This window comes from Nostoc sp. (assembly GCF_036917155.1).
GTDB lineage: Bacteria > Cyanobacteriota > Cyanobacteriia > Cyanobacteriales > Nostocaceae > Nostoc.
In genome coordinates, this window is record NZ_JBALDZ010000213.1 from 1 (window position 1) to 11580 (window position 11580).

The 11580-nt window shown below is 41.9% G+C and carries 9 protein-coding genes; 8 read left to right on the forward strand and 1 reads right to left on the reverse strand.

Annotated elements, in window-relative coordinates:
* Positions 1-103 precede the first annotated feature (103 nt).
* From V7K67_RS27505 to V7K67_RS27530, 6 genes are all read left to right on the forward strand, one after another.
* Positions 104-775, forward strand: coding sequence for an ABC transporter ATP-binding protein (locus V7K67_RS27505; RefSeq protein WP_306296992.1), 672 nt, complete (start codon positions 104-106; stop codon positions 773-775).
* A 117-nt stretch (positions 776-892) separates the two neighbouring features.
* A complete protein-coding gene (locus V7K67_RS27510) occupies positions 893-2329 on the forward strand; it encodes a TolC family protein (protein WP_334710422.1) in 1437 nt (478 codons plus the stop codon).
* Positions 2330-2567: 238 nt separating this feature from the next.
* The gene (locus V7K67_RS27515) at positions 2568-5012 is read left to right on the forward strand and encodes a GH116 family glycosyl hydrolase (protein WP_334730824.1); all 2445 of its coding nucleotides are present in this window, start codon (positions 2568-2570) and stop codon (positions 5010-5012) included.
* A gap of 615 nt (positions 5013-5627) precedes the next feature.
* On the forward strand, positions 5628-5921 hold the full coding sequence (locus tag V7K67_RS27520) for a cysteine peptidase family C39 domain-containing protein (RefSeq protein WP_334730823.1): 294 nt from the start codon (positions 5628-5630) through the stop codon (positions 5919-5921).
* 1343 nt (positions 5922-7264) lie between these two features.
* Complete coding sequence (locus V7K67_RS27525; RefSeq protein WP_335169272.1) at positions 7265-7588, forward strand: hypothetical protein; 324 nt, start codon at positions 7265-7267, stop codon at positions 7586-7588.
* Between the two features lie 31 nt (positions 7589-7619).
* Positions 7620-8090, forward strand: a complete 471-nt coding sequence (locus V7K67_RS27530; protein ID WP_334710448.1) for a HetP family heterocyst commitment protein — start codon at positions 7620-7622, stop codon at positions 8088-8090.
* Positions 8091-9021: 931 nt separating this feature from the next.
* Here the strand turns inward: V7K67_RS27530 and rpe are convergent.
* On the reverse strand, positions 9022-9729 hold the full coding sequence (gene rpe / locus V7K67_RS27535) for a ribulose-phosphate 3-epimerase (RefSeq protein WP_334710427.1): 708 nt from the start codon (positions 9727-9729) through the stop codon (positions 9022-9024).
* On the opposite strand from rpe, the gene V7K67_RS27540 reads away from it, so the two are divergent.
* Positions 9728-9859: a hypothetical protein gene (locus tag V7K67_RS27540; RefSeq protein WP_335169274.1), complete on the forward strand. Its 132-nt coding sequence runs from the start codon at positions 9728-9730 to the stop codon at positions 9857-9859. The two genes, rpe and V7K67_RS27540, sit on opposite strands and share 2 nt — an antisense overlap.
* Positions 9860-9949: 90 nt before the next feature.
* The gene (locus tag V7K67_RS27545) at positions 9950-11545 is read left to right on the forward strand and encodes a S8 family serine peptidase (RefSeq protein WP_334730820.1); all 1596 of its coding nucleotides are present in this window, start codon (positions 9950-9952) and stop codon (positions 11543-11545) included.
* Positions 11546-11580: the final 35 nt, after the last annotated feature.

Below are 11580 nucleotides of genomic sequence, written 5' to 3' on the forward strand. Positions count from 1 at the left end.
CTCCTAACTCCTAACTCCTAACTCCTAACTCCTAACTCCTAACTCCTAACTCCTAACTCCTAACTCCTAACTCCTAACTCCTAACTCCTAACTTTTAACCCTTATGCCAACAATGATTTGGATGGAATCTATTACTAAAACTTACCACTTGGGAGAAGTTAGTGTTCCAATACTGAAGGGAATTCAACTCTCTATCGAGGAAGGGGAATACGTCTCGATTATGGGTGCGTCAGGTTCTGGTAAGTCCACGCTCATGAATATTTTGGGATGTTTGGATCGTCCCACAACTGGAGACTATATTTTTGAAGGCAGAAACCTGACGACTTTTGATGATGATGAATTAGCCTATATCCGCAACCAAAGGATTGGTTTTGTTTTCCAACAATTTAACCTATTGGCGCGGGCGACGGCGTTAGAAAACGTGATGTTACCAATGGTTTACGCCAACTTGCCCAAGCCAAAACGCCGGGAAAGGGCATTAGAAGCCTTAGAAAAGGTAGGACTAGGGGGACGCATAAGTAACCGTCCCAGTCAACTCTCTGGCGGACAACAACAACGGGTAGCGATCGCTCGTGCTTTGGTCAACCGACCTGCATTAGTTTTGGCAGATGAGCCAACAGGAGCTTTAGATACTGAAACTTCCCATGAGGTGATGAGTTTGCTGACTGAACTGAATGACCAGGGGATCACTATTGTGATTGTTACTCATGAGCCAGATATTGCTGCTCAAACCAGAAGGATTATTCGAGTTCAGGATGGTTTGATTGTAGGCTAATTTGTTAAGATCAACCTTTTGAGGAGGAAGTTAAAATTCAAACCTCTGTAGGTCAATCAAGATGAAAACTTTTGATTTTATCCTCAAAGAAACCCGATTAATGACCATATCTAGATTATGAATTTCAGCTTATTATTCGTGCATTCTACCTGGGTTAGCGTAGCGTTGGCGGTAGCCTTACCATCAGGCATCGCTATTCTTTTTCCAACTTTAGCAGGTGCAATAACTCCCCCAAAACCACAGAATACCTCAAGCTCTGTACAAGTTCCCGATTACCTCAACCCCAATCCCAATCCTCTCCAATTTCCTACCAAACCGGAAGAAGTGAAGATTCAGAAAACTGTATCAATCAGTTTGGCACAAGCTTTGGAACTAGCACAGCGCAACAATCGAGACTTACAGGTAGCCATATTACAGCTAGAAGGCAGTCGTTCAGCCCTACGTCAGTCTCAAGCTGCCTTATTTCCGACTCTGGGAATCAGCAGTAATGTGACTAATAGTGGTAATGGTTTTACTAGCAGTTCATCCCCAGCTAGCACTTCTTTTAATGCTTCAGCACAACTGAATTATAATCTCTATACGTCGGGGAATCGACAATCAATAATCCAAGCAGCTGAAGAACAAGTACTTGTGAATCAATTTAATGTTGAAACTCAGTATTTGACAGCTAGGTTGAATGCCGCGACTCAATACTACAATTTGCAACAAGCAGATGAACAAGTAAGAATTAGTCAGTCTACTGTGGACAGTGCCCAGGCTAGTTTCCGGGATACTCAAGCCAGAGAAGAAGCTGGAGTGGGTACGCACTTTGATGTGCTGCAAGCTCAGGTAAATTTAGCAAATGCCCAACAAACCCTGACTAATGCTATCTCACAGCAGCAAATTGCCCGTCGTCAGCTTGCAACTACGTTAAGTTTGTCACAGTCAGTTAATATCACCGCCGGAGATCCTGTAGACTTAGCAGGTCTTTGGCAGCCAACAATGGAAGAAACTATTATCCAAGCGTTTCAAAATCGTCCAGAATTGCAACAATATTTAGCACAACGTAATATTTACGAGCAACAGCGACGACAGGCACTTTCACAGCTAGGGCCGCAAATTAGTGTGGTAAGTGCCTACAATTTGCTAGATCGGTTTAATGATGGCATCAGCGTTACTGATGGCTATTCAGCAGGAGTTCAAGCAAGTCTAACTTTGTTTGATGGGGGCGCAGCCAGAGCAAGTGCAGATCAATCGAAAGCGAATATTGCGATCGCAGAGACTCAATTTGCTAGCCAGCGCGACCAAATTCGCTTTAATGTAGAACAGTACTACTTTCAATTACAATCCAATTTAAAGAATGTGCAAACTTCTACTCTGGCTTTAAGTGAAGCTAAGGAAGCTCTGGATATAGCAAGGTTGAGCTACCAAGCTGGTGTGAACACTCAAACAGATGTGATTGCTGCTGAAAGTGCCCTGACAACAGCAGAAGGTAATCGAGTTACAGCTATTGTGAATTACAATCTCGCTCTCGCTAATTTACAAATATTAGTCACTGACAGGGCTTTGCGCTAAGGTCAAATCTTTAGACATCTGGTGAAATTAAATATGCGTTATCCAGAACCCTTTTAGAGACGTAGCAATGCTACGTCTCTTTTTCGCTAGGGTGAGCGATCGCCACGTTTTCAACTACAAATTTGTATTGTAGGATAGCAGAATTGTTTATTGTTATGCCAGTACCGCATTTCACTTGAGAAAAATCACACATCGCGCTAGTCTTCATGGACGTAACTGCACGCTGTAACATTAGGCGATGACAAATCAACTTTCTCCGAAAATTCCCTCTTGCACTTGGAGCCGTCCCATCGGTTTAGGCTGGGACAAACCTTATACCGTCCGCTACGCAAGTAATATCGATGATGGCCCTTGGCATGGTATGCCTTTAGGTGGCTTTGGTGCAGGTTGCATCGGCCGTTCTTCACGGGGAGATTTTAACCTGTGGCACATCGACGGTGGTGAGCATACTTTCAAAAATGTTCCCGCTTGTCAATTCAGTGTGTTTGAGTCCAATGGTACATCTTCCCAAGCCTACGCTTTATCTACCCAAGCACCCGATGATGGTACTCTCAAAGCTTGGCAGTGGTATCCAGCCGACAAGAAAGCAGAGGGGCAGAGGAGCAGAGGAGCAGAGGGGCAAGAATCTAATACAGGTAATTATCACGCGCTATACCCGCGTAGTTGGTTTGTGTATGAAAATGTATTTCAAGCACAGTTGACTTGTGAGCAATTTTCCCCAATTTGGGCAGGTAATTACCAAGAAACTAGCTACCCTGTGGCAATATTCCTCTGGAATGCCCACAACCCCACAGATGCACCAATTACTCTCAGTATCATGTTCACTTGGGAAAATATGGTGGGCTGGTTTACAAACGCTCTCAAATCTCCTCAAGTGCGGGTACGCGATGATGGTAGTCCGGTTTACGAATACCAACCACGTTGGGGCGAAAGTCAAGGAAACTATAACCAAATAGTTGAAAATACACAACAGTTTGGCTGTGTTTTAGGTCGGGTTGCTAGTGATGAACCATTACAAGAAGGTGATGGAACCTGGAGCATTGCGACGCTGAAGCATCCCCAAGTAGAAATATTTCACTACAGCCGATGGAATCCGGAAGGAACGGGTGAGGAGGTGTGGCAAAGTTTTGCTGAAGACGGCTCTTTGCCCAATTATCTTGATACCACTCCAGCAGCAAATAATACACAGTTAGGGGCTGCGATGGCACTTCGTTTTACTCTCCAACCAGGCGAAACTCTCGAAATCCCCTTTGTCCTCGCTTGGGATTTACCCATCACAGAATTTGCGGCTGGAGTTAACTATTACCGCAGATATACGGACTTTTTTGATAAAAGTGGAAATAATGCTTGGGCGATCGCATCCACTGCGTTACAAGAATACCAAAACTGGCGATCGCAAATTCAAAGTTGGCAAAAACCCATCCTCGACGGTCAAGATTTACCAGACTGGTTCAAAATGGCTCTATTTAATGAGCTTTACAACCTCACCAGTGGTGGTACTCTCTGGAGTGCAGCATCGGAACTTGACCCCATCGGTCAGTTTGCAGTGCTGGAGTGCTTAGATTACCGCTGGTATGAAAGTCTAGATGTGCGGCTATATGGCTCTTTTGCCTTATTGATGCTGTTTCCAGAATTAGAAAAGTCAGTAATTCGGGCATTTGCACGGGCAATTCCTCAAGGTGATGATACTCCCCGAATCATTGGCTATTACATGACAATTAAAGCCGAAAGCCCGATCGCCGTTCGCAAAGTTGCAGGTGCAACACCCCACGATTTAGGCGCACCCAATGAACACGTTTGGCAGAAAACCAACTACACCAGCTATCAAGACTGCAACTTGTGGAAAGATTTGGGTAGTGATTTTGTCTTGCAAGTATACCGTGATTTTCTGCTCACGGGTGCTGACGATGTAGAATTCTTAGCAGATTGCTGGCCTGCGATCGTTCAAACCCTTGACTACCTAAAAACCTTTGACCTTGATGGCGATGGGATTCCCGAAAATTCTGGTGCGCCTGACCAAACCTTTGATGATTGGCGGTTACAGGGTGTCAGCGCCTATTGTGGTGGATTGTGGTTAGCAGCGTTAGAGGCTGCGATCGCAATCAGCAATATTTTATTAACTTACCAGATAGTTAACACAAAAGAGTTGGCGGCGCAAAAATCCATCTATGAAGCTTGGTTAAAACAATCTCGCCCTATCTACGACGAAAAACTGTGGAATGGAAAGTATTACCAACTCGATAGTGAAAGTGGTTCTGATGTGGTAATGGCAGATCAATTGTGCGGACAATTCTACGCCCGTCTGCTGGACTTACCTGATATTGTACCGAGCGATCGCGCCCTTTCTGCCCTGAAAACTGTTTATGATGCTTGCTTTTTGAAGTTCTGCAATGGTGAATTTGGTGCTGCTAATGGTGTTCGTCCTGACGGTTCACCAGAAAATCCCCAAGCGACTCATCCCTTAGAAGTTTGGACGGGAATAAACTTTGGGCTGGCGGCTTTTCTCGTACAAACGGGAATGAAGGATGAAGCATTGAAGTTGACACAAGCTGTAGTGCAGCAAATTTATGATAATGGTCTGCAATTTCGCACACCTGAAGCGATCACCGCAGCAGGTACTTTCCGCGCTAGCACTTACTTACGGCCAATGGCGATTTGGGGAATTTACTTAGTTCTTAATTGATTGGCTATCAAAACGGTTCTCGTTTTGACACAACACACGTAGGGGTGGACAACTGTACGCCCCTACGAACAGTCATAAGCTGTTGCGCCTTTAATTTGCACTAATCTTTTTCCAATATGATTGTGGGGCGGGCAACATGAGCGCCCTAATGATGTAAGTTAAATGTGTAACAGCTTATTTGGTGAAAAAGCTACGTCTCTCGATAACGCATATTTCAATTTCAATACAGTTCAGAATGAGCAACAAAACACTTGTAGAGACGGCGATTTATCGCGTCTTGTAGAGATGCCGATTTATCGCGTCTCGAAAACCCAAAATTGTTGCCAGTAGCCCTTAACCCAAGCGTATTGATTTAAATTCGGTCGATGTCTATTTATTTATGATTTTATTTTCCGAGTGTTTCCGGGAGTGAAGGAAAATTTCAGTAATGGTAAGAGTTGAAGGATTGAGAATTCAAGATTACTGTTTCATAGAATGCAAATATTACTAGCTCTAGCTATAAATATTGCTAATATTTCCTCGACTACGTTCACAATCAAAAGCTAGGTTTATGAAGTACCTACTCATGCATTCAACAGCAAAGTTCATTCAAATAGTGGTGTTGCGTATTTGGCAATGATTAACCAATACTGCGACATACGCTTAAACCTCTACAATTTGCGTAACTTAGATACAGGCGCATTTCTCCAGGGTTTAGCAGAATTAGCCCAAACTTTGGGATATGAAGCGCTATTAGTTAGGCGGAGTTTTACTAAGCTGGATTCACATTATAACCCGTGGATGGCTAATTGGCAAGAAGAAATCCATTATGTAGTTGTCTGGAAAGTTAGAGGCGATCGCACATTGATTTCTGCTCCAGCTATCTGCTTTCGTATCCAGAGTTTGAATCTAGCTGGTTCTTTTACCTAAAATGCCCGTTGCCTTAACAACAGAGTCTTATATAGGAATCGTATTTGATTGCGTGAGAAAACTCAGTATACATCTATTCGCTTCTATTCTGTTCCCAGTTAAGAGTTCTCTTTCTACGCAAGTAAGTTCTCCGAATCAAATCGGATTCCTTAGACCGAGGTATTCTTGTTGAGTAAGGCACTCATCACAAACTTATAGTAATTGGTGGCTTTTACTACCATTTAGCCCAACTCCCACTACATTTATTTATAATCTCAACTTTATAAATCTGTTAGATATTAATACACATATAAATTCCTGCTGAACTTACTTAATGTTATTCCGTATTAACTAGCTTTATCTCTATTATTAGATTATCTAATTCTGTACTGACTTAGGCTGCTACATCTTTTTGAGTAAAAGCATTCATTTACAGATGTTTTGCTTTACTCAGTTGATGCTTATCCAAACTATCTATATTACTGCTAACCAGTAATTTTATTTCACAGCTGGGCTATATATGATTCCTAGCTGATAATCATGAAATATTCATGGTTAGTTTACAGCGATTTCATTGAGATAATCTGAAGCTGTAGTTTTTGGAAATCAAAAACTACAAAGCTAATAATTACAAGTATCTAACTTAACCTATTAAAGAAACATGCTAAATCCTATGCCTGGAAAGTTTTCATCTTCTATTTACTAATATTTTTCTAAGTTGTTTTACATCATAGTTAATGGTAATATCTTCTAGTGACTCGACAATAATAAAGGTTTTAAATTGATGTCGGGTGAGGGGTAAGACCCCTCAAAAATTAGCAGGGAGGGACGAAACTAAAAGTTGCACAATACACAAGTAAGTATAGGAATACATTCAGTAAATTTAACCTATAAATCTGCTAGCTTAATAGATGACATTAGCGACAAAAATAGTATAAATACGAATGTCATTGTTACAGCCCAAAGATAAATAAATTTTCTCCACTAGCCTAAAAAAATATGCAAACTTCCCGGAAAATGCCTAATTCAACAGTAGTAAGAAATACAAGCGCATGAGCAGAGAAAATTTATTGAATTAGGAGTTGAGAAAGTTTATAAATACAAAACTGTATCTATAAAGAGCCACGCCAAAACTTTTGTCCTAGAAGTCATCTGACAAGACAAAAGATAAATTTTTACCTTTCACTTACTAACAAGCTATAAGCAAAGTTTCCTCCATTCATCGGAGGAAATCTGGATAATTAGGACTGAGCAGCCAACAAACTTGATTAACAACTTGATTGTTTTTAATCAAAGGTAAGTTCATGGAAAGAATCATCAGGTCAAATGCAGTCGAAACCTCAAGCCAAGGGGACAGTTCAGAAATGAATCTATATAATTTGTATCCCTACTACAAGCTAGCTCTTGCCAAAACTAGTTTATTAGGGGAGTTATCAGCCAAAATCACTAAAATTCTGCTCAACAGCGCAGAGAAATTTCAGCCGAGTTCTTTACCGCTCAAAGCTGCGGGAGCCAATCAGAGTTTGGGAAAGTTATGTACGCGGCTGTTGATAGATTTTTATCCTTCGTCAACATCTAACACCGCTCTATTGCTGATAATTTCCCAGAAGCGATTCAACAGCTGCAAAAAGGCTAATGCAGTTTGTACACCTCAATTGAAACATCAACAATCGCAGAAATTAAACTAGTTCACTTCATCCAAGATAACTAAACACTATGATGAACCAAGACATTGCTGGTATTAGTAACAACTTAGATAAGACAGTGAAAGCTCAACAATTTGACAAAGTAGTTGAAGCAATTCTGGCTGGAAAGTATTCCTGGGCATGTGTTTTAATGCTGCGATTTGGTGGTTATAATCCTCTCCATTACATTCCATATCGCACCTACAATCGATTACTCAAAGAAAACTCTCAAGCCAACAGGACAAAACAACAGCAGAGTGAAAATCTCAAAATGCTGAAAAATGCTAATGATTCCAGGTCTGATAATAATATGTCATCAAGCTGCTTAAGCAAAATTAAAGACCTAGCTTATCTGGAAGTCGTTGGAAAACAAAAGACAGAAATCCGTGCTGGTAGCTTAGATCAGAGATTGACACAGAAAATTAACGAACATCAATCAAGTAAATCACCATTAAAACCAGAAAAATCTCAAGACATTTCCTTGAAATCTTGTGGATTCAATTAAAAAGTCATTGGAATCAATAGATTCTGTTCTAGAGTTGCTTGAGCGTCTGAAAGCCTGCGATGCTAATTTGAAATTTATAGCATGGCAGGTTTTCTATAACACAATACAGTTCAGTTAAGCTTCTCTTCCTTCTCTTCCTTTGCGTCCTTTGCGTCCTTTGCGTCCTTTGCGGTAGCCTGCGGCAAGCCGCTCCGCGTCTACGTTAAAAAAAGGATTTTAGCCTTAACTGAACCGTATTGTTCTATAACAGTGATTAATTTGATAATTTTTTGTAAAAATATGCCAAAATGGCAAATATATACTGACAGTATTGGTAAACTAATAACAACTACAACTTAAACCAAAATAGAGGTGATTGGCAAGCAAGTTAATTTTAAAAAATAAAATCAATGATTAGTTCTGACTATGAAATAAATCAACCTGATTACAAAAGTAGTCAGTATTTTCTGGAGTAAATAACTCCTACACCAAGACTAATGATTCAACCGTTGCTACTGGTGGTTCTTTTTCTGAGAAAGTCTATCCGAGCAAAGAGAATTTGGGGAGGTGGATTCCCCCAATCCAAATTTTATACAGCCTTCACCGACTGCAGACGGCGCAGGTAATGCTTATAAAACTTACTATCCTGTGGTTGGTGTTGCTTTAGTTAATAAAGCAAACGCTTAACATCAATACCAGGAACGGAAATAGAAAAGTTACGGTGAAATTATTTTGGTGGCTGGTAGAACTAGTATCTCATACGCTTCTCTTTCGACTATTGTAATCCTAGTCCTCCCAACCTGGATTATCTGTAGTTTCTAAATTTTCAATTTATATAGTACTTACTGGAAGTTCAAAACTTGAATAGCTTCCAGTTTTTTTGTGTAAATAAAATAAGGTGGGCAATTTGCCCACCTTATTGTTTGTGGAGAATGTTTAATCCAAAAATGAATTAAACCTTAGCTAATTCTGGGGTAGGACGCTTGCTGTTGCGAATTGCTGTAATAGCTTCAGCATAATCCTTAGTGTTAAATACAGCTGAACCGGCGACGATCGCATTGGCTCCCGCTTCCAAAACTTGCCAGGTATTATTTGCCTTGAGTCCCCCATCCACTTCAATCCAAGGGTCAAGACCACGTTCATCACACATTTGACGCAACTTGCGGATTTTGGGTAACACACCAGGGATAAAGCTTTGACCGCCAAAACCAGGGTTGACGCTCATAATTAGTACTAAATCGCACAAATCTAGAACGTATTCAATTAGCTCTAGAGGGGTACCAGGATTAAGTACAACTCCAGCTTTCTTACCAAGCTCTTTAATTTGCCCTAAGGTGCGGTGTAGGTGTGGAGAAGCATTATGTTCGCAGTGTACGGAGATAATATCAGCACCCGCCTTAGCAAATCCCTCTACATACTTTTCTGGCTCTACAATCATCAAGTGGACATCCAGTGTCTTGGTCGTAATCGGACGAATCGCCTCCACAATCAGAGGGCCGATCGTAATATTAGGTACAAAACGACCGTCCATGACATCAACATGAATCCAATCCGCTCCAGCTGCGTCTACGGCGCGAATTTCGTCACCCAGACGACTAAAATCGGCTGATAGGATAGATGGAGAAATTACAATGGGCTTTTGAGATAGGTTTTGGGTCATGGCTAGTGGGTTTTTAAGCGTCCTCGTCTGTAAGCATTGTAACAAAACATTGAGCAAGACTCATAATTTTGATCCTGGCTTTTTTGGGGAGTGGGGAGATGAGGGAGATGAGGGAGATGAGGGAGAATAATAACTCCTAACTCCTAACTAATGACCAATGACCAATGACCAATAACCAATGGCCAATGCCCAATGCCCAATGCCCAATGACTAATAACAAATGACTAAAAAACTAACCTGGATAATTTGGGGATTAAGTGCTTCTTGTCTGAGTGCGCCTGTTATTGCTTCAGCTTTAGAATCTGCACTAGGAACTAACGGTATTGATGCTCTGAAGCTACACCAAGCTCCTTATAATTTAACCGGTCGTAAGATTGCTATTGGTCAAGTGGAAATTGGCCGACCGGGAATGTTTGGGTGGGATAAGGCGGTGTCTAAAAACCGCGCCATCTCTTTAGCAGCAGTATTCTTACGTAATGGGCCAGCTAAGTCTAATAGCGGTGTTGACCCCCACGCCTACAACGTGGCTGGTGTGATGGTGAGTCAAAATAAAGCTTTGCCAGGAGTTGCTCCGGGAGCGCGACTGTATTCGTCGGCGGTGGGTTCGACTAAAAGCATGGGTCAGCCAGAAGAGTGCTTATCGGCACAGCACATAGCGCTACAAAATGGTGGCGATGTCCGTGCTATTAACTTTAGCTTTGGTGAACCTCTGAGCCGCGATCCTCGACCGGAGGCTACTTTAGACGGTAATGCTTTACTAACTTTATGTGTTGACTGGTCTAGTCGCGTTCATGATGTTCTGTATGCGATCGCAGGCAATCAGGGTAAAGGTGGTATTCCTATTCCTACAGATAATTTTAACGGAGTGAACGTCGCTTTTTCATCCCGCCGAGGGGGGGTTTTTAACAAAGTAGACGTGGCTAATCTGGCGAGTGCTAACCAAGGAGTGAGTGGCAAGCTAGCGGGAAGGGAATTTAATCTTGGTGGGCGTAGTGCTATTAGTTTAGTTGCTCCTGGAAATAACATTCCTTTGCTCAATCCAGATGGCAAATTTAACAAGGTTACGGGTACGAGTTTTGCAGCGCCTCAAGTTACGGCTACAGTTGCTCTGTTACAAGAACTTGCTGACCGACAGATTCGGACAAAACAACCCCACTGGAGTATCGATGCTCGACATCATCAAGTCATGAAAGCTGTATTGCTGAATTCAGCAGACAAAATCCAAGATAGTGGTGATGGCTTGCGTTTGGGAATGACTAGGACGCTAATTGATAAACAAAATCAAAACTGGCTAGATTCTGATGCTTATAAAGATCCCAAGATTCCCTTAGATGCCCAAATGGGAGCGGGTCATTTGAACGCATTTCGCGCTTACCAGCAATTTAGTGCTGGTCAATGGCAGCCATCAGCTACGGTGCCAGCGATTGGTTGGGATTATCGCACAGTTGATGTTGGAGCATCTGTTGACTATATATTAGCCAAACCACTAAAGCAGGGGAGTTTTGTTGCTGTCACCCTGAGTTGGGATCGATTAGTGGAACTCAACGATAAAAATAAAAACCAGCAATATGATGTGGGCGAGAATTTTCGCGATCGCGGTTTGAATAATCTCGACCTATACTTAGTCAAAGCTGATGCTCAGAATTCAGATGCTGGTGCTGTTTGCTCCTCAATCAGCCAAGTCGATAGTATAGAACATATTTTCTGCCCAGTTGCTGCTGCTGGCAATTACAAAATCCGCGTCCAGTTTCGTCAAAAGCTCAATGAAGCGACTCAACCCTATAGTTTAGCTTGGTGGAGCGTGCCGATCAATTGAAACAGGGCAGCACAACTTTTATTTATTTGAACCAC

Bases quoted from the DNA above. Each gene is read 5' to 3' on its own strand.
- V7K67_RS27515 (WP_334730824.1), top strand. From the start codon at position 2,568: ATGACAAATCAACTTTCTCCGAAAATTCCCTCTTGCACTTGGAGCCGT.
- V7K67_RS27545 (WP_334730820.1), top strand. From the start codon at position 9,950: ATGACTAAAAAACTAACCTGGATAATTTGGGGATTAAGTGCTTCTTGT.
- V7K67_RS27505 (WP_306296992.1), top strand. From the start codon at position 104: ATGCCAACAATGATTTGGATGGAATCTATTACTAAAACTTACCACTTG.
- V7K67_RS27510 (WP_334710422.1), top strand. From the start codon at position 893: ATGAATTTCAGCTTATTATTCGTGCATTCTACCTGGGTTAGCGTAGCG.
- V7K67_RS27520 (WP_334730823.1), top strand. From the start codon at position 5,628: ATGATTAACCAATACTGCGACATACGCTTAAACCTCTACAATTTGCGT.
- V7K67_RS27530 (WP_334710448.1), top strand. From the start codon at position 7,620: ATGAACCAAGACATTGCTGGTATTAGTAACAACTTAGATAAGACAGTG.
- V7K67_RS27525 (WP_335169272.1), top strand. From the start codon at position 7,265: ATGAATCTATATAATTTGTATCCCTACTACAAGCTAGCTCTTGCCAAA.
- V7K67_RS27540 (WP_335169274.1), top strand. From the start codon at position 9,728: ATGGCTAGTGGGTTTTTAAGCGTCCTCGTCTGTAAGCATTGTAACAAA.
- rpe (WP_334710427.1), bottom strand. From the start codon at position 9,729: ATGACCCAAAACCTATCTCAAAAGCCCATTGTAATTTCTCCATCTATC.